This window comes from Aquabacterium sp. (genome assembly GCF_034003525.1).
Lineage (GTDB): Bacteria > Pseudomonadota > Gammaproteobacteria > Burkholderiales > Burkholderiaceae_C > Aquabacterium.
This window is the reverse complement of the sequence record NZ_JAVEYN010000024.1, coordinates 1-24,307: the sequence shown is the minus strand read 5'-3', so window position 1 is coordinate 24,307 and position 24,307 is coordinate 1. Positions and strand designations below refer to the sequence as shown.

Here is a 24,307-nt window from a genome sequence, read left to right as displayed (position 1 = left end):
CTCACTGCTGCTGTTGTTGCTGTTCCGCAGCGGCACCGCCCTCGCCTTGCTCGGCAGGCTGTTGCTCGGCACGGGGGGCGCGCTCACGGCGCTCGCCACGGTCACCGCGGTCGCCGCGATCACCACGGGGGCCACGGTCGCCACGCGAGCCACGGTCACCGCGGTCGCCGCGCTCTTCACGCTCGGGCATGCCTTCCGGACGCTCCAGCAGGGCCTTCATGGACAGCTTGACGCGGCCCTTCTCGTCGGTCTCGAGAACCTTGACCTTGACGATCTGACCTTCCTTCAGGTAGTCGGAGACGTTCTCGACGCGCTCGTGAGCGATCTGGCTGATGTGCAGCAGACCGTCCTTGCCGGGCATCAGGTTGACCAAGGCACCGAAGTCGAACAGCTTGGTGACGGCGCCTTCGTAGGTCTTGCCGATTTCGACTTCGGCAGTGATCTCGTTGATGCGCTTGATGGCGAAGTCGGCCTTTTCAGCGTCGGTCGAGGCGATGGTGATGACACCGTCTTCGGCGATGTTGATCTGGCAACCGGTTTCCTCGCACAGGCCACGGATGGTGGCGCCGCCCTTGCCGATCACGTCACGGATCTTTTCCGGGTTGATCTTGAGGGTGTACAGGCGGGGAGCGAACTCCGAGACTTCGGTGTTGGCGCCGGCCATGGCCTCGGTCATCTTGCCCAGGATGTGCAGACGGGCTTCCTTGGCCTGAGCCAGGGCAACCTGCATGATTTCCTTGGTGATGCCCTGGATCTTGATGTCCATCTGCAGGGCGGTGATGCCGCCAGTGGTGCCGGCCACCTTGAAGTCCATGTCGCCGAGGTGATCCTCGTCACCCAGGATGTCGGTCAGGACGGCGAACTTGTTGCCTTCCTTGATCAGGCCCATGGCGATGCCGGCCACGTGGGCCTTCATCGGGACGCCGGCGTCCATCATGGCCAGGCAGCCGCCGCAGACCGAAGCCATCGACGAAGAGCCGTTGGACTCGGTGATTTCGGAGACCACGCGCAGGGTGTAGGCGAACTCTTCCTTGGCGGGCAGCAGCGGCACCAGGGCGCGCTTGGCCAGACGACCGTGGCCGATTTCGCGGCGCTTGGGCGAGCCGACACGACCCGTTTCGCCGGTGGCGAACGGAGGCATGTTGTAGTGGAACAGGAAGGTGTCGCGGAAGTCACCGGTCAGGGCGTCGATGCGCTGGGCGTCTTGCTCGGTGCCGAGGGTGGCGACGACCAGCGCCTGGGTTTCACCACGGGTGAACAGGGCCGAGCCGTGGACGCGGGGCAGCACGCCGGTGCGGATTTCGATGGGGCGCACGGTGCGGGTGTCGCGGCCGTCGATGCGGGGCTCACCGGCCAGGATCTGGCTGCGCACGATCTTGGCTTCGATGTCGAACATCATGCTTTCGACCTTGACGGCGTCAAAGGCGATGCCTTCGGCGGTCAGGGCGGCCTTCACTTCGGCATAAGCGGCACGGCAAGCTTGCGTACGGGCTTGCTTGGAGCGGATCTGGTAGGCGGCACGCAGCTTATCTTCGGCCAGGCCGTTGACCTTGGCGATGAAGTCTTCGTCCTTGGCAGGAGGCTGCCAGTCCCAGGCCGGCTTGCCGGCATCGCGCACCAGTTCGTGGATGGCGTTGATGGCGATGTTGCCTTGCTCGTGACCGAACACCACACCACCCAGCATGACGTCTTCCGACAGCTGGTCGGCTTCGGATTCGACCATCAGCACGGCGGTTTCGGTGCCGGCGACAATCAGGTCCATCTTGGAGTTGGCGATCTCGGTGATGCTGGGGTTCAGCACGTACTCACCGTTGATGTAGCCCACGCGAGCGGCACCGATGGGGCCGTTGAAGGGGATGCCCGAGATCGACAGCGCGGCGCTGGAAGCGATCATGGCGGCGATGTCGGCCGACACTTCGGGATTCAGCGAGACCACGTGGATGACCAGCTGGACTTCGTTGTAGAAGCCTTCGGGGAACAGCGGGCGGATGGGGCGGTCGATCAGACGCGAGGTCAGGGTTTCGAACTCGGAAGGCTTGGCTTCGCGCTTGAAGAAGCTGCCCGGGATCTTGCCGGCGGCGTAGGTCTTTTCGAGGTAGTCGACGGTCAGGGGGAAGAAGTCCTGGCCGGGCTTGGCGGTCTTGGCGCACACGACGGTGGCCAGCACGACGGTGCCCTCGATGTCGACCAGCACGGCGCCGGTGGCTTGACGGGCGATTTCACCCGTCTCCATCGTGACGGTGTGCTTGCCCCATTGGAAGGTCTTGGTGACTTTGTTGAACATGGTCATGGATGAGTTCTCCGGTTGGTTTGGACGGGCAACACATGCCGCCCGTCAGGGGTGCCGTCACTCAATCGCGATGCCATTCCAGCGAGGTTGAGGCCTCAGCCTCGTTGGAATGACACAGCGTTCGCAGGAGTCGAGTGGCTGGCGTTAAAAAACAAAAAGCCTGTGCTGGAGGATCCAGACAGGCTTTTTGTCGTCATGCGGTGCTTACTTGCGCAGGCCCAGCTTCTGGATCAGGGCGACGTAGCGGTCGGCATCCTTGGACTTGAGGTAGTCCAGCAGCTTGCGACGACGGCTGACCATGCGCAGCAGGCCGCGACGACCGTGGTGGTCCTTCTTGTTGGCCTTGAAGTGGGGGGTCAGTTCGACGATGCGAGCGGTCAGCAGGGCCACTTGCACTTCGGGAGAGCCGGTGTCGTTGGCGCTGCGAGCGTTGTCCTTGACGATGGCGGCTGTGTTGATGTCTGCGACGGACATGGTGTTTCCTTGAAAACATGTGCAGACCTGGGGCGCTGACCTGTGGGCCGGCTGCCTTTGGTTTCTGCGTTGGACTTGCGACTCCGGGTGAAACCGACCCAGGTCGTGCGAGGATTTGCCACTCTTTCGAGACGACAAGCCCGCGAGTATAGCAAGAAGTCAGATGCTGGACAAATCCCAGCGCGGCTTGACGTCGAAGCTGGGCTCGGTGCTCAGACGCGCCTGCCCGCTCTGGATGCGCATGGCGGCCGCCAGGGCGATCATGGCGCCGTTGTCGGTGCACAGGTGCATCTCGGGGTAGTGCACACGGATCTGGCGGCGGGCGCAGGCCTGGTCCAGCTGGGCGCGCAACAGGCGGTTGGCCCCGACGCCGCCGGCCACGACCACGCGCTTGAGGCCGGTGGACTTCAGCGCCAGCAGCACCTTCTTGACCAGCACCTCGACGATGGCGCCCTGGGCGGATGCGGCGAGGTTGGCCAGCACGGGCTGCGCCTCGGGCGCGGCGAGCAGATCGGGACGGTCCAGCCAGCCCAGGCGCACCAGATGGGTGCGCACGGCCGTTTTCAGGCCCGCGAACGAGAAATCGAGGTTGCCGCTGTGCAGCATCGGGCGGGGCAACTCGAACGCTTTCGGATCACCCGATTCGGCCAGGCGCGAGAGGTGGGGGCCGCCGGGATAGGGCAAGCCCATCAGCTTGGCGGACTTGTCGAAGGCCTCACCGGCGGCGTCGTCCACCGTTTCGCCCAGCATCTCGTAGCGCCCCACCCCATCGACACGCATCAATTGGGTGTGGCCGCCAGACACAAGCAAGGCAACAAAGGGGAACTCGGGCGGGTCCACCGACAGGAAGGGAGACAGCAGGTGACCTTCGAGGTGGTGCACGCCGAGCAGCGGCTTGTTCAGGGCTGTGCCCAGGGCGCAGGCCATGCCGGCACCGACCAACAAGGCGCCAGCCAAGCCGGGGCCGCGTGTGTAGGCGACCACGTCGATGTCGGCGAGCGTTTGACCGGATTCGGCCAGCACCTGGCGCGCCAGGGGGATCACGCGGCGGATGTGGTCGCGCGAAGCCAGCTCGGGCACGACGCCCCCGTAGGCCTGGTGCATGTCGATCTGGCTGTGCAGCGCGTGGGCCAGGAGGCGGGGCTCACCCTCGGCCGGCAGTTGGACCAGCGCGAGGCCGGTTTCATCGCAGGAGGACTCGACCCCCAGGATGAGGCAGGGGCGCTTCAGGTCAGCAGACACGGGGGCGTTCAGGGTGGCAGGCGTGGACGACATCCCGCCAGTGTAGGGGACCCACCTGTTCTCGCCACGCTGGCGCGCGAAACCCAGGTTTCCGGGCGCGGTTGTTGCATGCCATGAGATCATGAATGCGAACCTGGCCAGCCTGCGTGTGGTGATCGTCCTGCCTTTGTCCTTGTCTGCCGAGCCGGATGACGAGGAGCAGGCCGAGGTCGAGCGCGCCCGGGTGCTGCGCATTGCCCTGCTGGAAGCCGGCTGCAACGTGGTCGCCACCCTGCCCGGCGATGCCTTTTTGCCCGAGCGCATCGGGCAGATTCAGCCGGATTTGATCGTCGTGGATGCCGAGTCGCAAGGGCGCGACATTCTGGAGCACGTGGTGATGGCCACGCGCGATGAGCGTCGCCCGATCGTGATGTTCTCGGGCGAGGAGGACACAGACTACCTGCGCAAGGCGGTGGCGGCGGGCGTGTCGGCCTATGTGGCGGCAGGCACCCCGGCCGAGCGCATCAAGCCGGTGCTCGATGTGGCGATGGCGCGCTTCGAGATGGAAGAGGCGCTGCGCCGGGAGTTGGCCGATGCGCGCTCGGAATTGGCCGACCGCAAGGTGCTGGACCGCGCCAAGGGCCTGTTGATGAGCCGCCAGGGGCTGACCGAACCGCAGGCCCACGCGCGCCTGCGCAAGGCTGCCATGGACAAGGGCTTGAAACTGGTGGACGTGGCGCAGCGCCTGATTGATGCCGCCGACCTGCTGGGGTGAGCCGCCCCAGCTTGGCGTGCGGGCGCACCAGCACAAGGCAGCTCACCGCGGCATCGCACGCGCAGCAGGGCCCAAGCCCCTGAAAAGACCTGGCACAGGGTTTGCATTAACCCCCTCAAGCAAAGTCAACGGCGATTTTGCAGTCTTGACGGCCCGACGAAGGGCTGACGAGCCTCCGACAAAGGTGTCTTCTGACGCGTGTGCCCATCCATGGATGAGCCTGCGCGACGGTTGGCACCTTTTTTGTTTGTCCACAGGGAAAGTCTTGCACCATGAACACCCAGGATCTGAAAATGACGCGCCGCACCATCTTGAAGAGCGCTGCCGCCGCTGGCGCGGTGGGCGCTGTGCCCGGACTGCAGTCCGCCGTCTGGGCCGCAGGCTCGGACAAGCCCGAGCTGAGCGAGGTGAAGATCGGCTTCATTCCGCTGACCGATTGCGCCTCGGTGGTGATGGCCTCGGTGCTGGGCTTCGACAAGAAGTACGGCGTCAAGATCATCCCGACCAAGGAAGCCTCCTGGGCCGGCGTGCGCGACAAGCTCGTCAACGGCGACCTGCACATGGCCCATGTGCTGTACGGCCTGGTCTACGGCGTGCACCTGGGCATTGGCGGTCCCAAGAAAGACATGGCCGTGCTGATGAGCCTGAACAACAACGGGCAGGCCATCAGCTTGTCGAAGGCGCTGGCCTCGAAGGGCGCGGTCGATGGGCCGTCGCTGGCCAAGCTCATGGCACGCGAGAAGCGCGAATACACGTTTGCAGGCACCTTCCCCACCGGGACCCACGCCATGTGGATGCACTACTGGCTGGCTGCGGCGGGCATCAACCCGCTGTCGGGCGCCAAGTTGATCACGGTGCCGCCGCCGCAGATGGTGGCCAACATGCGCGTGGGCAACATGGATGGCTTCTGCGTGGGTGAGCCCTGGAACCACCGCGCCATCATGGACGGCATCGGGATCACGGCCAACACGACACAGGACATCTGGCAGGACCACCCCGAGAAGGTGCTGGGCTGCACCGGTGAGTTCGTGAAGCAGTACCCGAACACCGCCCGCGCCGTGATGATGGCCGTGCTGGAAGCGAGCCGCTGGATCGACGCCGGCTTGCAAAACAAGCTCAAGATGGCCGAGACGATTGCGGCCAAGTCCTATGTGAACACGGGCGTTGATGCGATCAACCAGCGCATCCTGGGCCGCTATCAGAACGGCATGGGCAAGACCTGGGACGACCCCAACCACATGAAGTTCTTCAACGACGGCAAGGTGAACTTCCCCTATCTGTCGGATGGCATGTGGTTCCTGACACAGCACAAGCGCTGGGGCCTGCTGAAGACCCACCCCGATTACCTGGGCGTGGCCAAGCAAATCAACCAGATCGAGTTGTACAAGCAGGCCGCCAGCGGTCTGGGCATCTCGGTGCCCAAGGACCCGATGCGCACCAGCAAGTTGATGGACGGTGTCGTCTGGACGGGCAAGGACCCGGCCAAGTACGCCGACAGCTTCGCCATCAAAGCCTGAGACTGAAAGGAGCCCATCATGGTCAGTGCCGTCTTTCACAGCCCCTCGGAGGTCGATGACGCCGTGCCGGCGACAGCCACCTCCCCCGCGCAGATCGCGCCTGCGCCCGCCCAGAAGGCGGCGCCGGCCTCTGCCCCTGCTCCCGCCAAGCCCCCCGTGGACTGGCTGGGGTGGGCCTTGCGCATGGTCTCCCCGCTGGCAGGCATCGCCTTGCTGGTCGGCGTGTGGGCCCTGCTGACGCAAAACAGCAGCACCTTCCCTACGCCGCTGGCAACCTGGCAGGCCGCTGTCGTGCTGTTCGCAGATCCGTTCTACAGCAACGGACCGAATGACCAGGGCATCGGCTGGAACATCCTGTTCTCGCTGCAGCGCGTGGGCATCGGCTTCGGCCTGGCGGCGCTCGTGGGGATTCCTTTGGGCTTCCTGATCGGACGCTCGCAGATTGCCAGCAGCATGCTCAACCCGATCATCAGCCTGCTGCGCCCGGTCTCGCCCCTGGCCTGGTTGCCGATTGGCCTGCTGGTGTTCAAGTCGGCCGATCCGGCCGCGATCTGGACGATCTTCATCTGCTCGATCTGGCCGATGATCATCAACACCGCCGTGGGTGTGCAGCGCGTGCCCGAGGACTACCTGAACGTGGCCAAGGTGCTGAACCTGAGCGAGTGGAAGATCACCACCAAGATCCTGCTGCCCTCGGTGCTGCCCTACATGCTGACGGGCGTGCGCCTGTCGGTGGGCACAGCCTGGCTGGTGATCGTGGCCGCCGAGATGCTGACGGGTGGCGTGGGCATTGGCTTCTGGGTGTGGGACGAGTGGAACAACCTCAATGTCCAGCACATCCTCATTGCGATCTTCGTGATCGGCATCGTCGGCCTGTTGCTGGAGCAGGCGCTGGTGGCCATCGCCAAGCGCTTCAGCTTTGAATGACCCCAACACCTGACAGGAGCACGTCATGACCCACTTCATTGACATCCATCGCGCCGAAATGGTGTTCCACACCAAAAAGGGGCGCTTCCATGCGCTCAGTGACATCAACCTGGGCATCGCGCAGGGGGAGTTCATCACCCTGATCGGGCATTCGGGCTGCGGCAAGTCCACCTTGCTCAACCTGATCGCCGGCCTGCTGACGCCCACGCAAGGCGGCCTGATCTGTGACGGCCGCGAGATTGCCGGCCCCGGCCCCGAACGGGCGGTGGTGTTTCAGAACCACTCGCTGCTGCCCTGGCTGAGCTGTCACGACAACGTCTACCTCGCGGTGGAGCGGGTGTTCGGGAGCAAGGAAAGCAAGGAGCAACTCAAGCAGCGCGTCGCCGACGCCCTGGCTCTGGTGGGCATGGACCATGCCACGCACAAGCGGCCGCACGAGATCTCGGGCGGGATGAAGCAGCGCGTGGGCATTGCCCGTGCCCTGGCGATGGAGCCCAAGGTGCTGCTGATGGACGAGCCCTTTGGCGCCCTGGACGCCCTCACCCGCGCCCACCTGCAAGACGAGCTGCTCAAGATCGTGGCCAAGGCGCACTGCACCGTGGTGATGGTGACGCACGATGTGGACGAGGCCGTGCTGCTGTCGGACCGCATCGTGATGATGAGCAACGGCCCGGCCGCCACGATTGGCGAGGTCTTGCCGGTGCCGCTGGCGCGCCCTCGCAACCGCGTGGCGCTGGCCGAAGACCCGACCCACATCGCCTGTCGCAAGGCCGTGCTGGACTTTCTGTACACGCGGCACGGCGTGGCAGACCGCCAGGCGGCTTGAGCGGGCCTTCAGATACCGGCCAATGCATCTGGCACGAGGCTTGCGTGACCTCCGTCGATCACCTGATTCGCCAGAGCCGGGTGGTCTTCCTCAGCGGGGGTCTGTGGTCCGCGAAGATGCCGCCGACCTCTTTACGCCTTTCGGTCCTCGGACCGGAAGGCGTTTTTTTGCGCCATGCCCCAAAACAGCGCCCCCACCAGGATCATGGGCACGCACAGCCACTGGCCCATGCTCATGTTGAAGGTGAGCAGACCCAGGAAGCTGTCGGGCTCGCGGAAGTACTCGGCCGTGAAACGGAACACGCCATAGCCCATCAGGAACATGCCCGACACCGCACCCAGCGGCCGCGCACGGCGCGCGTACACCCACAGCAGCACGAACAGGAGCAAACCCTCCAGACCGAACTGGTAGAGCTGGGAGGGGTGACGGGCGATCTCGGTGCCCGACTGCGGAAAGACCATGGCCCAGGGCAAGCTGGGATCGGCCGCGCGGCCCCACAACTCGCCGTTCATGAAGTTGCCCAAGCGACCGGCCGCCAGTCCGATGGGCACACAGGGCGCCACCAGATCGGCCACCTCGAAGAAGTGTCGCCCCTGGCGCTTGGCATAGATGGCCATGGCGGTGATCACGCCCAGCAAGCCACCGTGAAACGCCATGCCGCCTTGCCAGACGGCGAGGATCTCAGACGGGTGGCTGAAATAGTACCCGGGCTTGTAGAACAGCACATAGCCCAGGCGCCCCCCCAACACCACCCCCATCACGCCGAAGAAGAGCACATCTTCGACCATCTGGCGGTCCCATCCCCGCTGCGCGAAGAAGGGCTGCTTGGCCCGCGCGCTGGCGAACAGGTAGAACAGGGCGAACGCGGCCAGATAGGTCAGCCCGTACCAATGGACCTTGAGCGGCCCCAGGGCAATGGCGATCGGATCGAATTGTGGGTGAATCAGCATGGGGCGAACGATAGCGCAAGTCTGCGACCGTTCGCGGCATCAAGACGACGTCAAGACGTCTGGCTGGGTCAGTTGCTCGCGGATCATCCGCATCAGCAGATCGTCGAAGGTGTAGAAACCGTAGGGGCGCTGGCTGAGTTCACCCAGCGCAAAGGCCGCGCCGGTGCCGAAGGCTTCGCGGCGGATGGACTCGTGGGTGATGCGCACCGTCTGGTGGGGAAAGCCGAAAATGACCTCATGGAGCCCGACGATGCCCCCCAGGCGCAGCGAGGTGATGCGATCGTGCTCCAGATCCAGCGTCTGGGCGATCTTGCGCGCGGTGCCCGACATCTCGGGTTTCTCGCGGAAGTGCTGCTCCAGGATCTCGACATCGGCAAACGGTGCGATGCCACGCAGCATCCGCGCCGACAGGATCAGGAAGTTGATGCCCAGTGTGATGTTGGGCGAGCACAGCACGCGGGCCTGCTCGCCCAGGGTACGGGCGTAGGCCAGGTCCTCATCGCTGTAGGCCGAGATGGCACTGACCAGGGTGAGGTGGCGCTGTCGCACTTCTTCGCCGTACAGGTGGATCGACTCGGCTGTCGAGAAGTCAACCAGGGCATCGACCGGATGAGCGTCCAGCCACTCGCCAAAGTTGCCCTGCGACATCGCGAAGACAGGCAGTCCCAGCGGCTGCGGCTGCCCTTCGGGCACCGGGTTGCGCTTGGCAATCCAGACCAGCTCGAAACGGGGATCCTGCTTCAGGACCTCCGCCACCGCCTGCCCCGCCTTGCCGTAGCCAATCAATCCCACTTTGATCATGTGCTTCTCCTCATTCGATATCGACACGCCTTGTTGTTGCAATTACATTTGTGCAAATATACAAGTTTCAAGATGATGAAGCAAAAAAAAGGGCCTGCGGTGAAGCAGGCCCTTCAAGACACTCCATATCACTGGTGTTGCAACGACGCGTGTTCGCGCCTTCGTTACCCCGCCATTATATTGTGACAAATGCTTTCACAGCTCAGCCAGGGGTGTTTGCGCCGCCATCCCCACTTCTTCGACGCCCAGTTGGGCAATGAGTTGACCCAGATCCGCATGCAAACGCACCAGGGTGTCTGGGTCGAGTCGCTGCAAGGCGTCGGGCAGCAGGCCTGCGAAAGGACCGTGGGTCTGGGCCAGCAAGGCGTAGCCTTCCGGCGTGGCGTGCAGGTGCACGACCCGGCGATCCTCTTCGTCGCGGGCGCTGCGGATCAGGCCCTTTTTCACCAGAGCGCGCACCAGGTTGCTGGCAGTGGACTGGTGGATGTCCATGGCGTGGGCCAGGGCCCCGACCTCGGTGCCGGCGTGGCGAGACACGATGCTCAGCGCCCACAATTGCGCACCGCCCAGGCCAGACTGGGACTCGACACGCTGGAAGTGCGATTTGACGGCGTTGAACACCACGCGGAACTGCCGCAGGACAATGGCAGCCTCCGGGGCGAGCGCCACCGAATCGGACTCGGAATCTGACGGAAGGCTGAGTCTGGACATGAAAACCTGTAGTGAATGAAACATGACGCCGCCCGACACCCCACCTGACGAGACCGCCGAACACGCCAAGGAACTGGCCGATTGGCGCCCCTGGGCCGCACGCGCGGTGGTGCTGAGCTTTGCCACCTTGGCGGGCTTGAGTGTGGTGCTGCTGACCTGGCTGAGCGAGCACGCCCTGGCAGCGTTTTTTGCGCTGACAGCATACTCGCCCTGGCTGGCTTTGGCGTGGACACCGGCGGTGACCGCGGCCCTGGTGTGGTGTACGAACCGCTATTTTGCCGGTGCGGCAGGCTCGGGCATTCCCCAGGTGCTGGCGGCGCTGGATGTGCAAACGCCGCCCGGGCAACGTCACCTCTTCATTTCGCTGAAGCTGGCGGCAGCCAAGATCGTGCTCACCGTGGGCGGCCTGTTGGCTGGCCTGGCCACAGGCCGCGAGGGGCCTTCGGTGCAGGTGGGCGCCGGCATCATGCACGCGGCCCGCCACTGGTTGCCCCAGCGCAGCAGCATCAACGACCATGGCCTGATCGTGGCCGGTGGCGCCGCCGGCATTGCAGCGGCGTTCAACACGCCCCTGGGCGGGGTGATGTTCGCCATTGAAGAGCTGTCACGCCGGCCCGAGCATCGCTCCAGCGGCCTGTTGATCGCGGCCATCGTGCTGGCGGGCCTGATCGGCATGTCGGTGTTCGGCAACGTCAGCTATTTCGGTCAGATCTCGGTGGGGGACTTTGGCTGGTCGGCGCTGTGGCCCGGCCTGTTGATCGCGGTGGCCACGGGCTTGTTGGGCGGTTTGTTTGCTCGCCCGCTGGTGCAGGCCGCGCGCGGCGGCACCGATCGTTTCAGCCAATGGCGGCAACGCTACCCAGTGCGCTTTGCGGCCGGTTGTGGCTTGGTGATCGCCATCATTGGTGTGATCAGCCAAGGCGCCTCGTCAGGCAGCGGCTATGACGCGACCCATGCCCTGCTCGAAGGCAAAGACCCGACCAATGGGTTTTATGTGCCCTTGCGCTTCATCGCCACCTGGCTGTCGGCCTGGAGCGGTGTCCCTGGTGGCGTCTTCGCACCCGCCCTCGCCTTGGGTGCGGGCATCGGCAACGAAATCGCCCAGCTGACGGGCCACCTGAACACGCCCGCGCTGATCGCCCTGGGCATGGCCGGTTTTCTGGCCGCGGTGACGCAGGCCCCGATCACGGCCTTCATCATCGTGATGGAAATGATTGAAGGCCATGGACTGGTGCTCAGTCTCATGGCCTGCAGTGTGGTCGCCAGTGGCGTGTCGCGGGTCATCAGCCCGCCGATGTATGGCGCGATGGCGGCGGCTCAGCTCAAACGGCTGAGCCCCACGCCACCGGACGCTCAGCGCTGAAGCTGGGTGATGTCGCGCACCGCACCGGTGTCGGCCGAGGTGGTCATCAGGGCGTAGGCCTGCAACGCGGCCGAGACCACGCGCTCACGGTTGGCGGGCTTCCAGGCGGCCGACCCTTTGGCTTCCATGGCGGCACGGCGAGTGGCCATGTCGGCGTCGCTGATGGCCAGGTGGATGCGGCGGTTGGGAATGTCGATTTCGATGGTGTCACCGTCTTCGACCAGGCCGATGGCGCCGCCCTGCGCCGCTTCCGGCGAGGCGTGGCCGATCGACAGGCCCGAGGTGCCACCCGAGAAGCGACCGTCGGTCAGCAGGGCGCATTCCTTGCCCAGGCCACGGCTCTTCAGGTAGGACGTGGGGTAGAGCATTTCCTGCATGCCAGGGCCGCCCTTGGGGCCTTCGTAGCGGATGATGACCACATCGCCGGCCTGCACTTCTTCGCCCAGGATGCCTTCGACGGCGTCTTCCTGGCTTTCGTACACGCGGGCCTTGCCGGTGAACTTCCAGATGGACTCGTCCACGCCGGCCGTCTTGACGATGCAGCCCTTCTCGGCGATGTTGCCGTAGAGCACGGCCAGGCCGCCGTCTTGCGTGAAGGCGTGTTCCTTGGAACGGATCACGCCCTTTTCACGGTCGAGGTCGAGTTTCTTCCAGCGGCTGTCTTGCGAGAAGGCCACCTGGGTGGGCACGCCACCGGGTGCGGCCTTGTAGAAGTGGTGCACGGCCTCGTCGTTGGTGACCTTCACGTCCCACTGCGCGATGGCATCGGCCATGGTGCGGCTGTGCACGGTGGGCACGTCGGTGTGCAGCAGGCCGCCGCGGGCGAGTTCACCCAGGATGGCCATGATGCCGCCGGCACGGTGCACGTCTTCGATGTGGACATCGGGCACGGCGGGGGCGACCTTGCTCAGGCAAGGCACCTTGCGCGACATGCGGTCGATGTCGGCCATGGTGAAGTTGACGCCGGCCTCGCGGGCGGCCGCCAACAGGTGCAGCACGGTGTTGGTGGAGCCGCCCATGGCGACGTCGAGCGCCACGGCGTTTTCAAACGCCTGGAAGGTGGCGATGTTGCGCGGCAGCGCGGTTTCGTCGTCTTGCTCGTAGTAGCGCTTGGCCAGCTCAACGATGGTGCGGCCGGCCTTGCGGAACAGCTGCTCACGGTCGGCGTGGGTGGCCAGCGTGGTGCCGTTGCCCGGCAGGGACAGCCCCAGGGCTTCGGTCAGGCAGTTCATGGAGTTGGCCGTGAACATGCCGGAGCAGGAGCCACAGGTCGGGCAGGCGGAGCGCTCGACGGCGGCCACTTCCTCGTCGGAGCAGTGCTTGTCGGCGGCCTTGACCATGGCGTCGACCAGGTCGAGCGAGATGACCTTGCCTTCTAGCTTGACCTTGCCGGCTTCCATCGGGCCGCCGGAGACGAAGATCACGGGGATGTTCAGGCGCAGCGCGGCCATCAGCATGCCCGGGGTGATCTTGTCACAGTTGGAGATGCACACCAGCGCGTCGGCGGTGTGGGCGTTGCACATGTACTCGACGCTGTCGGCGATCAGGTCGCGCGAGGGCAGCGAATACAGCATGCCGCCGTGCCCCATGGCGATGCCGTCGTCCACGGCGATGGTGTTGAATTCCTTGGCCACGCCACCGGCGGCCTCGATCTCGCGGGCGACCAATTGGCCCAGGTCCTTCAGGTGCACGTGGCCGGGCACGAACTGGGTGAAGCTGTTCGCGATGGCGATGATCGGCTTCTCGAAGTCACCGTCCTTCATGCCGGTGGCACGCCACAGGGCACGGGCACCGGCCATGTTGCGGCCGGCGGTGGAGGTACGGGAACGGTACTGAGGCATGGAGGGGCTCCGGGCTGGTGGGTTCTCTGTGAAAGAACGATTTTAGCCCGCACCATCCGCCCCTGCGGCCGGATGGCCTTACTTGCGACCGCCCCGTTTCAGGCCCAGCGCATCGATGGCTTTCTGGCGACGCGCGTCACGGCGCTCGTCATCGCGCTCCATGGCTTTGCGCTTGGTATAGCCCGTGGCATCGCACCAGGCCCACCAGGCCACGGCCAAGGCGAAAGGCAGGAGCAACATGAACCAATCGTTGGCCCAGGTCCAGCTGGCCAAAGGGCCAATCCCGAAAAACTGCATGAGCGCCATCACGACGCCAATTGCCACAAACCACATCGCATCTCTCCTTCTGCCGAGAAACTGGCACGAAGCACCACGGTCCACCCCCCTGCGGGATTTCACGTTATTGTTCAGTCATTCTCAACTGGAATGACCGCGCGCGGAAAGGAAATCCATGAAGATTGCCGCATTGAGCCTCCTGACCCTGTGCCTGAGCGCCACAGCGGTCACGCCCGCCCTCGCCAACCAGGAACTGGCCAAACGCAAAGCCTGCCTGAGCTGCCATGGGGTGGACAAACCCGTGCTGGGCCCCTCCTTCAAGGATGTCGCCCTCAAATACCGCGGCCAGAAAGGCATGGACGCCAAACTGGCCGAGAAGGTGCTCAAGGGCGGCGGCGGCGTCTGGAAGATGCCGATGGGGCCCATGCCAGCGCAAAGTCAGGTGAGCTCCGCCGAAGCCAAGCAACTCAGCAGCTGGATCCTGTCGCTGAAGTGAGCCTCTGAAATGACGATGCCCTCCGCATGGGAGGGCATCAAATCGGCTGTTGCAGATCCGCGGTACACAGGCTTGTGGCCCATGCGCCGCGCAGGCATCAGTCGTCCTTGTAGATGTCGACGTCCTTGGTTTCTTTCACGAGGAAGACCCCGAGCACGAAGGTCATCATCGCGATGATGATGGGGTACCACAGGCCGTTGTAGATGTTGCCGGTCTGGGCCACGATGGCGAAGGCGGTGGTGGGCAGCAGGCCGCCGAACCAGCCGTTACCGATGTGATACGGCAGGCTCATCGAGGTGTAGCGGATGCGGGTCGGGAACATTTCCACCAGCATGGCCGCAATCGGGCCGTACACCATGGTCACGTAGATCACCAGCAGGGTCAGGATACCGACGACCAGAGGCTTGTTCAGCTTGGCAGGGTCGGCCTTGGCCGGATAGCCAGCTTCACGCACCGCGTCGACCACGCTCTTCTTGAACGCAGCATCCTTGGCCTTGGCTTCCTCAGGCGAGAGGCCCACGGAAGAGTAGGACTCGATGACCTTCTCGCCCACCTTGATCTGGGCCGTACCGGTGCCTTCCACGTTCTCGTAGTTCACCGAGTTGTTGGCCAGAACCTGCTTGGCGATGTCGCACGAGCTGGTGAACTTGGCGGTGCCTGTCGGGTTGAACTGGAAAGAGCACTCGGCGGGGTTCGCGACCAGGGTCACCGGCGCATTGGCCTGAGCGTGAGCCAGGTCAGGGTTGGCGGCTTCCGTCAGGGCCTTGAACAGCGGGAAGTAGGTCAAGGCAGCGATCAGGCAGCCCCCCAGGATGATGGGCTTGCGGCCGATCTTGTCAGACAGGGTGCCGAAGATCACGAAGAACGGCGTGGCGATCAGCAGGGACACGGCCACCAGGATGTTCGCCGTGGCACCGTCGACCTTCAGCGCTTGCGTCAGGAAGAACAGGGCGTAGAACTGACCGGTGTACCAGACCACACCTTGACCGGCGACCAACGCGAACAGCGCGATCAGCACGATCTTCAGGTTGGCCCATTGACCGAAGGACTCGGACAGCGGGGCCTTGGAGGTCTTGCCCTCTTCCTTCATCTTCTTGAAGGCGGGCGACTCTTGCATGCTCATGCGGATCCACACGCTGATGGCCAGCAGAGCGATCGACACGATGAACGGCACGCGCCAGCCCCAGTCTGCGAAGGCCTCTTCGCCCACCGCAGTACGGGTGCCCAGAATGACCAGCAGCGACAGGAACAGACCCAGCGTGGCCGTGGTCTGGATCCAGGCGGTGTAGGCACCGCGGCGGCCGTGCGGGGCATGCTCGGCCACATACGTGGCGGCACCACCGTACTCACCACCCAGCGCCAGACCTTGCAGCAGACGCAGGGCGATCAGGATGACGGGGGCGGCCACACCGATGGTGTTGTAGTTGGGCAAGATGCCCACGATGAAGGTGGAGACCCCCATCAGCAAGATGGTGACCAGGAAGGTGTACTTGCGGCCGATCATGTCGCCGAGGCGACCGAAGACCAGAGCACCGAAGGGGCGAACAATGAAGCCCGCCGCGAAAGCCAGCAGCGCGAAAATGAATGCCGATGTCGGATCGAGGCCCGCAAAGAATTGTTTGGCGATGATGGCCGCCAAGGAGCCGTAGAGGTAAAAGTCATACCATTCGAAAACCGTGCCCAAGCTGGAAGCGAAAATAACTTTCCGCTCCTCGGCCGTCATCGGCGCATCTTTGATTTTGGTGCTTGCCATATTGGGTGCTCCTTGTTTACAGGGACGAGCCTGCTTTTGGCAAGCTCGACCCCGAATTTAGGGGGCTTTGCCTCCCATGTGAATAAGGGGGAATGCTAGGAAGGGATACGCAGAACGCATACCACGCCTAGGTGTTTGTACGCATACCCCTGACCACCAAACCAAGGTTCAAGCCGTAAATGAAAAAGCCGCCACCGAATGACATCGGCGGCGGCTTTACATATATTTGATCAATACCTTTTCAGGTATCCCCCATCAATTAGCCTGGGACAATTGATCAAGGATGGCGGGATTCTCGAGCGTGCTCGTATCTTGCGTGACCGACTCCCCCTTGGCCACCACACGCAGCAGGCGGCGCATGATCTTGCCGGAGCGGGTCTTGGGCAGGTTGTCGCCAAAGCGAATGTCCTTGGGCTTCGCGATCGGGCCGATGGCGTGGCCCACATGGTTGCGCAGTTCGGTGGCGATCTGCTTGGCCTCGTCGCCCTCCGGCCGTGGACGCTTGAGCACCACGAAGGCACAGATGGCTTCGCCGGTCAGGTCGTCGGGGCGGCCCACCACGGCCGCCTCGGCCACCAGCGGATGCGACACCAGCGCCGACTCGATTTCCATCGTGCCCATGCGGTGACCCGAGACGTTCAGCACGTCGTCGATGCGACCGGTGATGGTGAAGTAGCCGGTCACGGCATCGCGGATGGCGCCGTCGCCGGCCAGGTAGTACTTGCCACCGAAGTCATCGGGGTAGTAGCTCTTCTTGAAGCGCTCGGGGTCGTTCCAGATGGTGCGGATCATGGATGGCCAGGGCTTGCGCACCACCAGCACACCGCCCTGCCCCCACGGCACTTCCTTGCCGGTTTCGTCCACCACGGCGGCATCGATGCCGGGGAAGGGCAGCGTGCACGAGCCCGGGGTCAGTTCATGGGCACCCGGCAGCGGGGTGATCATGTGGCCACCGGTCTCGGTCTGCCAGAAGGTGTCCACGATGGGGCAGCGGCCGCCACCGATTTCGCGGTGGTACCACTCCCAGGCAGCCGGGTTGATCGGCTCACCCACGGTGCCCAGCAGGCGCAGGCTGCTGAGGTCAAAGTTGCGCGGGTGCACGGCAGCGTCGGATTCGGCAGCCTTGATCAGGGCACGGATCGCGGTGGGCGCGGTGTAGAAGATCGTGACCTTGTGGGCCTGGACCATGCGCCAGAAGCGCGAGGCATCCGGGAAGGTGGGCACGCCTTCGAACACAACCTGGGTGCCGCCCAGCGCCAGGGGGCCGTAGGCGACATAGGTGTGACCCGTGATCCAGCCGATGTCGGCCGTGCACCAGAACACGTCGTCGGGCTTCATGTCGAAGGTCCACTTCGTGGTCAGCGCCGCGTGCAGCAGGTAGCCGCCGGTGCTGTGCTGCACGCCCTTGGGCTTGCCAGTCGAGCCGGAGGTATAGAGCAGGAAGAGCGGGTGCTCGGCGTCGACCCATTCGGGCGCGCAGACGTCGCTTTCGCTCTTCAGGACGTCGTCCATCCAGACGTCGCGGCCAGCCACCATGTTGATGTTGCCGCCGGTGCGGCGGCAGACGATGACCTGGCGCAGGCTGTCGCAGCCACCCAGACCGATGGCCTCATCCACGATGGCCTTCAGGGGCAGGGACTTGCCGCCACGCAGTTGCTCGTCGGCGGTGATGACCATGACGGCGCCCGCGTCTTCAATGCGATCGCGCAGGCTTTGGGCGGAGAAGCCACCGAAGACCACCGAGTGGGTCGCGCCGATGCGGGCGCAGGCCTGCATGGCCACCACACCTTCGACCGACATGGACAGGTACAGCACCACGCGATCACCCTTCTTCACCCCTTGCGCCTTCAGCGCGTTGGCCAGGCGGCTCACACGCGACAGCAGATCCTGGTAGGTAACGTGGGACACCTTGCCATCGTCTGACTCGAAGATGATGGCCACCTTGTCGCCCCGACCGGCTTCGACATGGCGATCCAGGCAGTTGTACGAAGCGTTGAGTTGGCCGTCGTCAAACCAGCGGTAGAACGGGGCGTGGCTCTCGTCGAGTGCCCGCGTGAAGGGCTTGTGCCAGGTCAGGAACTCGCGGGCGAGGCGCGACCAGTAACCGGCGTAATCGTTCTGTGCTTCGGCGCACAGTTCGTCGTAGGCGGCGCGGCTGCCGATGTGGGCGTTGTGTGCAAAGGCCTCGGGAACGGGGTGGAGGGTGCTGGGGGTCTGGTTGGTACCAGTCATGGTGGGTTCTCCTGGGGTGGCAGCGCTTATGGCGCTGACTGATCGATTGACAGGAGCGTCACATCATGCGCATTGGCCCCTGCCAACCCGCGACAATGCGCCTATCTTTAAAATTCCACACCCCGGATTTTCCCGACAGCCCATGAGCACACCTCGTCAACCCCTCAAAGCGGGCATCTTGCCCTCCTTCATTTTTGCCAGCCGTTGGCTGCAGTTGCCGCTGTATATCGGCCTGATCCTGGCACAAGCGGTGTACGTGTTCCATTTCTGGGTGGAACTGGTGCACCTGATCGAGGCTGCGTTCGGGAATCAGGACGCGCTCAAGCTGATTTTCCAGGCCTCGGGCCAGAAGGCTGAGGTGGCGCCCACTCACCTGACCGAGACGACGATCATGCTGGTCGTGCTGGGGCTGATCGACGTGGTGATGATCTCGAACCTGCTGATCATGGTGATCATCGGCGGCTACGAAACCTTTGTCTCACGCCTGAATCTGGAGGGGCATCCCGACCAGCCGGAATGGCTGGACCATGTGAACGCCTCGGTGCTGAAGGTCAAGCTGGCGACGGCCATCATCGGGATCTCGTCGATCCACCTGCTCAAGACCTTCATCAATGCCGACAACTACTCGGACAAGGTGCTGATCTCGCAGACTGTGATCCACGTGGCCTTCCTCTTCTCGGCCATGGCCATTGCCATGACAGACAAGCTGCTGCACCAGGCCACACACACGGGCGAACACTGACACAGACGGGCGCGCCGCAGCCGGCGCCAGGGCTCACCCCTGGCGCGGCGATTCGGCCTCGTCGACCGGTTGATGCCCGGCCTTGGACGGCACGCGCAGATGCAGTGCCGCCTTGGCCATGAGGTTGGCCGACACAGGTGCGGTCAGGAAGATGAAGAAGGTGATCAGCATCTCATGGATGCTGAATTGCCCCCGCAGCGCCTGGATCAGCATGCTGGCCAGCAACACGCCACCCAGCCCCAGCGTCGAGGCCTTGGTGGGCGCATGCAGGCGCATGAAGAAGTCGCGAAAGCGCACCATGCCCAGGGCGCCCACGAGCAGGAAGACCGCCCCTACGAGCAAGAGCAAGGCGGCCAGGGCTTCAAGCCACACAGCGGGTGTCAGGTTCATGGTTCAGGTCTCCAGAGCGAGCTCACTCGATCACGTCGCCGCGCGTGATGAAACGCGCCAGGGCGACGGTGGACACGAAGCCCAGCATGGCCACGATGAGCGCGGCCTCGAACAGCAGCGTGGTTTGCCAGGTCAGGCCTAGCAGCACAACCAGCGCCACCACGTTGATGTAGAGCGTGTCCATGGCGAGGATGCGGTCCGGGGCGGTCGGGCCGCGCCACAAGCGCCAGGTACACAAGAGCATGGACACGGCCACGGCCGCCACGCAGATCTGCAGCGCCGTTTCGATCATCCGAAAATCTCCATCAGGGGCTGTTGGTAGCGACGGTGGATGTCAGCGGCCACGCCGGCGGCATCGTCGCAATCGAGGGCGTGCACCCAGATGCAGGCCTGCTCTTCGTCGATGATGGCCGAGACGGTGCCCGGCGTCATCGTGATGATGGACGCGAGCAAAGCCTGCGCCGTGGGCTGCTTCAGCGTGAGCGGCACGCGCACCCAGGCGGGTTGCGGCGCACTGCGCGGGTGCAGCACCAGGCGCGCCACGGTGATGTTGGAGACCAGGATGTCCCACAGGACCGTGAGCGTGAGCTGCACCGTGCGCCCGAAGGCGCGCGGCTGCGCGGCGGGGCCCAGGAAGCCCGCCAGCAGACGCGGCAAACCCCAGCCCAGCACACAGGCCGTCAGCAGGTTGCCCGGGTCAAGTGACTGCTGCAGCATCAACCAGGCCAGTGCCAGCAGCACCGACAGGACCGGCCGGCGCGCGCGCTGCCAGGCCGAGGGGTGAACCGTGGTCGTCATGGTTGCGCCTCCGGAGAAGGGGTCGTCGGGACGGCTGGTTCGGGCATGCGGTAGGGGCGCACGCTCACCGGCACCTCGCCCGTGGCTGGATCGACACCCAGCACCGCGCGGGAATAGCCCTGGCGATCGAGCAACTGGGCTGCCGTGGCATCGGTGTAGCGCTGCAAAGGGGCAGCGAAGATGCTCATCACGACCCCCATCAGGCACAGGATCAGCGTGGGCATGACCAGGCGTGGGCTGGCCCCCGAAGCGGCCGCCGGCAGGTCAGGACGCACGTTCCAGAACAACAGGCTGCCGGCCCGCGCCAGTGCCAGCAAGGACAGGAAGCCCACGCCCAGCACCACCGCCCAGACCCAGGACTGCATGGGGGTGCTCCAGGCAGCCTTGAGCAACATGACCTTGCCCAGGAAGCCTGGCAAGGGTGGCAAGCCTGCCACCGAGGCGGCCGCCAGCAAGAGCATCAAGCCCAGCAGCACCGGCTGCGCCACCGGACTGGCCGGCGCCAGGGCGTCGGCCACATCGCCGCGCTGCGCGGCCACCAGCTCGACCAGCAGGAACAGGCCCGCCACCACCAGCGTGCTGTGCACCAGGTAGTAGAACGCGGCCGACCAGGCGGCCGGGGTGAACAGGCCCAGCGCCGCGAGGATGGTGCCCACCGAGGCCACCGTCAACCAGGCCACCAGGCGTGGCAAGGTGCGCGACGCCAAGGCGCCCAGCGCCCCCAGCACGCTGGTGCCCATGGCCAGGGGCAGCAACCAGGGCTCGGCCACGCGGGCCACCTCGCCGGCGGCGTCCCCGAAGATCACACCATGCACGCGCAAGATGGCATAGACGCCCACCTTGGTCATGATGGCAAACAGGGCCGCGACCGGCGCCGACGCCGCAGCATAGGTGCCCGGCAGCCACAGCGACAGGGGCAGCAAGGCCGCCTTGAAGCCAAACACCACCAGCAGGATCAGGGCGGCGCTGCGCGCCAGCACGGCCTCCATGCCCGACAGCTGCGTCACCCGCAAGGCCAGGTCGGCCAGGTTCAGCGTGCCGGTGACCGCGTACAGCAAGGACACCCCGATCAGGAACAGGGCCGATGCCAGCAGGTTGAGGACGACGTAATGCACCCCGGCCTGGAAGCGCCCCTTGCCCTGACCGTGCACCATCAGCACATAAGACGCGATCAGCAGGATCTCGAAAAACACGAAGAGGTTGAAGATGTCACCGGTGACGAAGGCGCCACACAGCCCCATCAGCTGGAAGTGGAAGATGGCATGGAAGTAGCGCCCATGCGTGTCCCACCCGCCACTGGCGTACCAGAGCACCGGCAGCGCCACCAGCTGCGTGAGCACCAGCATCAGGGCCGAGAGCCGGTCGATGACCAGCACGATGCCGAAGGGCGCAGGCCACTCACCGAGGCGATAGACCTGCAAGGCGCCCGTGCTGGCCTCGCCCATCAGAGACACCGCGATCCACAAGCCCAAGGCCACCGAGCTCAGGCTGAGGCGCCGCGCCCACTTGTGGCGAGCCTGGCCGTGACCACTGGGAGCATCACCCAACAAGAGCAGCGCCATGCCTGTGAAGGCCGGCAATAGCACCGGCAAGATGGACAGATGCGGCCACACCGCCGAGAACAGACCGCTCATGCGCGCTCCTCCCCGCCGGCAGAGGCCCCATCCACATGGTCAGTGCCCGACTCATGACGGCTGCGCAGCGCCATTTCGACGATGAAGCCGGTGGTGGCAAAGCCGATCACGATGGCCGTCAGCACCAGGGCCTGCGGCAGCGGGTCGGCCATGCGTTCCTGGCCGACCACGGCCGGAGCGTTCCACCACAGGCGACCCATGGCAAAGATGAAGACGTTGACCGCGTAGCCCAGCAAGGACAGGCCCAGCACCACCGGAAACGTGCGCCCGCGCAGCATCAGGTAGATGCCGCAGGCGGTGACCCAGCCAACACCGCTGGCCACCAGAAATTCCAGACTCACCGTCATGCCCGACTCCTCTCAGGGAGCGCCGCAGCGCCCCGCCCATCCTTGCTGGCGTGACCCAGCACGGACAAGGTCAACATCGTGGCACCGACCACCGTGATGTAGACCCCCAGATCAAACAGCGCCGCGCTGGCCAAGGGCAGCTCACCGAACACCGGCACATGCGGATGGCCATGCGCACTGGTCAGGAAATTGCGCTCCCACAGCCAGGCCCCGATCCCAGTCAGGCCGGCAATGGCCAGGCCTGTGCCAATCCAGCGGGTGAAACGCCGCCCTTGAGCGCCGTGCAGCAGGGCCTCGGCCCGCTCCTGCCCCTGCGCCATGTACTGCAGCACCAGCGCCACGGCGGTGATCAGGCCGGCGATGAAGCCACCGCCCGGCAGGTTGTGCCCGCGCCAGTAGATGTAGACCGACATCACCAAAGCCATGGGCAAGATGAGGCGGGCCGCCACGCGCAGCAGCAAAGGCTGTCGGGCAAAGGACCAGGGACGACCGCCCTCGTCCTGTGCCGGACGGCGCACCTTGAAGCTATCGAGCATGGCCAGCACACCCACACCCGCGATGCCCAGCACCGTGATCTCGCCGAAGGTGTCGTAGCCCCGGAAGTCCACCAGGGTCACGTTGACCACGTTGGTGCCGCCCCCGCCGGGCAAGGACTGCGCCAGAAAGTACCAGGAGATCGCATCGTGGTCGCGCGTCAGCACCATCCAGCACAGGAAGGCGACGCCCAGACCGGCCACCGAGGCCAGCGTGGCGTCGCGCAGCCGGCGCCCGCCAGACGACTCGCGCGGCGTGCGCGCGGGCAGCAAGGCCAGACCCATCAGCATGATCACCGTGGAGACGACCTCGACCGACAGTTGTGTCAAGGCCAGGTCAGGCGCCGACAAGGCCAGGAAGGTGAGCGCTGTGACCATGCCGACCACGCCGGTCAGCAAGACGGCCTTGAAGCGCTCGCGGTGCCCCAGCACCAGCGCGGCACTGCCCACCAGCAAGATGACCCACACCGCGATCGCCGAGGCAGGCGCGGGCAACAAGGCCCGCTGCCCGGCCTCCAGCGGCAAGGCCGTTTCGATGAAGGGCCAGGCCGCCACGACCATGACGCTCACCAGCATCCAGGCCACATGGCGCTGCAGCGAGCCGATGTCGGTGAGGCGGATGAGGGCCTGTGCGCCGCGGATCAGACCATTGAGCGACTGGTTGAAAAACAGACGCCCCGTCCAGCCACGCGGATGGTGCAGGTGCAGCTTCCAGTGGCGCTGCAGCCCGACGTAAAAGACCACGCCGCCCAGCAGCGCCAGCCCGCTCATCAGCAAGGGCACGTTGAAACCGTGCCACAAGGCCAGGTGATACGGCGGGGTCGGGCCGCCCAGCACCGCGCGGGCCGCCACGTCGACCAGGGGGCCGAGGGTGTGGGCCGGGAACAGGCCCACCGCCAGGGCCACGATCACCAGCAGCAGCACCGGCAGGCGCATCAGCCAGGGCGGATCGTGCGGGTGCGGATGAGGCAGATCCTGCACCGGCCCATTGAAGAACACATCGTGCACGAAGCGCAGCGAATAGGCCACCGAGCAGGCGCCCGCCAGCGTGGCCACCACGGCCACCCAGGTGCCGGTGAACCAGGCCCCGCCGAACTGGGCCGTCAAGGCCTCGCCAAAGAACATCTCCTTGGAGAGGAAGCCGTTGGTGAGCGGGATGCCGGCCATCGCCGCCGCCGCCACGATGCCCAGGGTCCCGGTCCAGGGCAGCAGGCCCATCAGCCCGCCCAGGCGACGCATGTCGCGGGTGCCGGTTTCGTGGTCGATGATGCCCGCCGTCATGAACAGCGCGGCCTTGAAGGTGGCGTGGTTGAGGATGTGGAACACCGCCGCCACCGCCGACAAGGGCGAGGCCAGGCCGATCAGGAAGGTGATCAGGCCCAGATGGCTGATGGTGGAATAGGCCAGCAG

Annotated in this window: 23 protein-coding genes; 7 read left to right on the top strand and 16 right to left on the bottom strand. The window is 65.0% G+C overall.

Annotation, left to right across the window (positions count from 1 at the left end):
* Nucleotide 1 precedes the first annotated feature (1 nt).
* The 3 genes from pnp to tsaD all read right to left on the bottom strand — a co-directional run bounded on the left by pnp (nt 2) and on the right by tsaD (nt 4,039).
* Complete coding sequence (gene pnp, locus RBT42_RS13270; protein WP_320365889.1) at nt 2-2,290, bottom strand: polyribonucleotide nucleotidyltransferase; 2,289 nt, start codon at nt 2,288-2,290, stop codon at nt 2-4.
* A gap of 204 nt (nt 2,291-2,494) precedes the next feature.
* Nucleotides 2,495-2,764: a 30S ribosomal protein S15 gene (gene rpsO / locus RBT42_RS13265; protein ID WP_320365887.1), complete on the bottom strand. Its 270-nt coding sequence runs from the start codon at nt 2,762-2,764 to the stop codon at nt 2,495-2,497.
* A 159-nt stretch (nt 2,765-2,923) separates the two neighbouring features.
* Entirely contained in the window at nt 2,924-4,039 is a 1,116-nt protein-coding gene (tsaD, locus tag RBT42_RS13260; RefSeq protein ID WP_413785901.1) for a tRNA (adenosine(37)-N6)-threonylcarbamoyltransferase complex transferase subunit TsaD, read from the bottom strand.
* A gap of 88 nt (nt 4,040-4,127) precedes the next feature.
* Here tsaD and RBT42_RS13255 point away from each other — a divergent pair, with 88 nt between their 5' ends.
* The 4 genes from RBT42_RS13255 to RBT42_RS13240 all read left to right on the top strand — a co-directional run bounded on the left by RBT42_RS13255 (nt 4,128) and on the right by RBT42_RS13240 (nt 8,030).
* On the top strand, nt 4,128-4,760 hold the full coding sequence (locus RBT42_RS13255; RefSeq protein WP_320365885.1) for an ANTAR domain-containing response regulator: 633 nt from the start codon (nt 4,128-4,130) through the stop codon (nt 4,758-4,760).
* A 272-nt stretch (nt 4,761-5,032) separates the two neighbouring features.
* Complete coding sequence (locus RBT42_RS13250; RefSeq protein ID WP_320365882.1) at nt 5,033-6,277, top strand: CmpA/NrtA family ABC transporter substrate-binding protein; 1,245 nt, start codon at nt 5,033-5,035, stop codon at nt 6,275-6,277.
* An 18-nt stretch (nt 6,278-6,295) separates the two neighbouring features.
* A complete protein-coding gene (gene ntrB / locus RBT42_RS13245; protein ID WP_320365880.1) occupies nt 6,296-7,204 on the top strand; it encodes a nitrate ABC transporter permease in 909 nt (302 codons plus the stop codon).
* A gap of 25 nt (nt 7,205-7,229) precedes the next feature.
* Nucleotides 7,230-8,030: an ABC transporter ATP-binding protein gene (locus RBT42_RS13240; protein ID WP_320365879.1), complete on the top strand. Its 801-nt coding sequence runs from the start codon at nt 7,230-7,232 to the stop codon at nt 8,028-8,030.
* A 131-nt stretch (nt 8,031-8,161) separates the two neighbouring features.
* On the opposite strand, the gene lgt is transcribed toward RBT42_RS13240, so the two are convergent.
* From lgt to RBT42_RS13225, 3 genes are all read right to left on the bottom strand, one after another.
* Nucleotides 8,162-8,980 (bottom strand): prolipoprotein diacylglyceryl transferase, encoded by an 819-nt coding sequence (gene lgt, locus RBT42_RS13235; protein ID WP_320365877.1) that lies wholly within the window; start codon nt 8,978-8,980, stop codon nt 8,162-8,164.
* Nucleotides 8,981-9,019: 39 nt separating this feature from the next.
* The gene (locus tag RBT42_RS13230) at nt 9,020-9,781 is read right to left on the bottom strand and encodes a 4-hydroxy-tetrahydrodipicolinate reductase (RefSeq protein ID WP_320365875.1); all 762 of its coding nucleotides are present in this window, start codon (nt 9,779-9,781) and stop codon (nt 9,020-9,022) included.
* Between the two features lie 195 nt (nt 9,782-9,976).
* Nucleotides 9,977-10,492: a MarR family winged helix-turn-helix transcriptional regulator gene (locus RBT42_RS13225; protein ID WP_320365873.1), complete on the bottom strand. Its 516-nt coding sequence runs from the start codon at nt 10,490-10,492 to the stop codon at nt 9,977-9,979.
* Nucleotides 10,493-10,514: 22 nt separating this feature from the next.
* Here RBT42_RS13225 and RBT42_RS13220 point away from each other — a divergent pair, with 22 nt between their 5' ends.
* Nucleotides 10,515-11,855, top strand: coding sequence for a chloride channel protein (locus RBT42_RS13220; RefSeq protein WP_320365871.1), 1,341 nt, complete (start codon nt 10,515-10,517; stop codon nt 11,853-11,855).
* Here RBT42_RS13220 and ilvD read toward each other — a convergent pair.
* Both ilvD and RBT42_RS13210 read right to left on the bottom strand, forming a co-directional pair.
* Nucleotides 11,846-13,696: a dihydroxy-acid dehydratase gene (gene ilvD / locus RBT42_RS13215; RefSeq protein WP_320365869.1), complete on the bottom strand. Its 1,851-nt coding sequence runs from the start codon at nt 13,694-13,696 to the stop codon at nt 11,846-11,848. The genes RBT42_RS13220 and ilvD overlap by 10 nt on opposite strands.
* A 78-nt stretch (nt 13,697-13,774) precedes the next feature.
* Nucleotides 13,775-14,029: a TIGR04438 family Trp-rich protein gene (locus RBT42_RS13210; protein ID WP_320365867.1), complete on the bottom strand. Its 255-nt coding sequence runs from the start codon at nt 14,027-14,029 to the stop codon at nt 13,775-13,777.
* A 118-nt stretch (nt 14,030-14,147) separates the two neighbouring features.
* On the opposite strand from RBT42_RS13210, the gene RBT42_RS13205 reads away from it, so the two are divergent.
* Nucleotides 14,148-14,468, top strand: coding sequence for a c-type cytochrome (locus RBT42_RS13205; RefSeq protein ID WP_320365865.1), 321 nt, complete (start codon nt 14,148-14,150; stop codon nt 14,466-14,468).
* A 97-nt stretch (nt 14,469-14,565) separates the two neighbouring features.
* Here RBT42_RS13205 and RBT42_RS13200 read toward each other — a convergent pair whose 3' ends face one another.
* Together RBT42_RS13200 and acs are read right to left on the bottom strand one after the other, a co-directional pair.
* Nucleotides 14,566-16,221 (bottom strand): MFS transporter, encoded by a 1,656-nt coding sequence (locus tag RBT42_RS13200; protein WP_320365863.1) that lies wholly within the window; start codon nt 16,219-16,221, stop codon nt 14,566-14,568.
* A 255-nt stretch (nt 16,222-16,476) separates the two neighbouring features.
* The gene (gene acs / locus RBT42_RS13195; RefSeq protein WP_320365861.1) at nt 16,477-18,453 is read right to left on the bottom strand and encodes an acetate--CoA ligase; all 1,977 of its coding nucleotides are present in this window, start codon (nt 18,451-18,453) and stop codon (nt 16,477-16,479) included.
* 142 nt (nt 18,454-18,595) lie between these two features.
* Between acs and RBT42_RS13190 the strand changes: the two genes are divergently transcribed.
* The gene (locus RBT42_RS13190; protein WP_320365859.1) at nt 18,596-19,195 is read left to right on the top strand and encodes a TIGR00645 family protein; all 600 of its coding nucleotides are present in this window, start codon (nt 18,596-18,598) and stop codon (nt 19,193-19,195) included.
* A gap of 33 nt (nt 19,196-19,228) precedes the next feature.
* Here RBT42_RS13190 and RBT42_RS13185 read toward each other — a convergent pair whose 3' ends face one another.
* The 6 genes from RBT42_RS13185 to mbhE form a co-directional block, all read right to left on the bottom strand.
* Nucleotides 19,229-19,585 carry a Na+/H+ antiporter subunit G gene (locus RBT42_RS13185; protein WP_320365857.1) on the bottom strand — a complete coding sequence of 119 codons (357 nt, stop codon included), beginning with the start codon at nt 19,583-19,585 and terminating at the stop codon, nt 19,229-19,231.
* A 22-nt stretch (nt 19,586-19,607) separates the two neighbouring features.
* Nucleotides 19,608-19,877 (bottom strand): K+/H+ antiporter subunit F, encoded by a 270-nt coding sequence (locus RBT42_RS13180; protein ID WP_320365855.1) that lies wholly within the window; start codon nt 19,875-19,877, stop codon nt 19,608-19,610.
* The gene (locus RBT42_RS13175; RefSeq protein WP_320365854.1) at nt 19,874-20,383 is read right to left on the bottom strand and encodes a Na+/H+ antiporter subunit E; all 510 of its coding nucleotides are present in this window, start codon (nt 20,381-20,383) and stop codon (nt 19,874-19,876) included. Before RBT42_RS13175 ends, RBT42_RS13180 begins: the two co-directional genes overlap by 4 nt.
* Entirely contained in the window at nt 20,380-22,017 is a 1,638-nt protein-coding gene (locus RBT42_RS13170) for a monovalent cation/H+ antiporter subunit D (RefSeq protein ID WP_320365852.1), read from the bottom strand. The genes RBT42_RS13175 and RBT42_RS13170 overlap by 4 nt, the downstream gene beginning before the upstream one ends.
* Nucleotides 22,014-22,352 (bottom strand): Na+/H+ antiporter subunit C, encoded by a 339-nt coding sequence (locus tag RBT42_RS13165; RefSeq protein WP_413785903.1) that lies wholly within the window; start codon nt 22,350-22,352, stop codon nt 22,014-22,016. Before RBT42_RS13165 ends, RBT42_RS13170 begins: the two co-directional genes overlap by 4 nt.
* An 8-nt stretch (nt 22,353-22,360) precedes the next feature.
* The coding region (gene mbhE / locus RBT42_RS13160) for a hydrogen gas-evolving membrane-bound hydrogenase subunit E (protein ID WP_320365850.1) at nt 22,361-24,307 on the bottom strand (1,947 nt) is incomplete at its 5' end.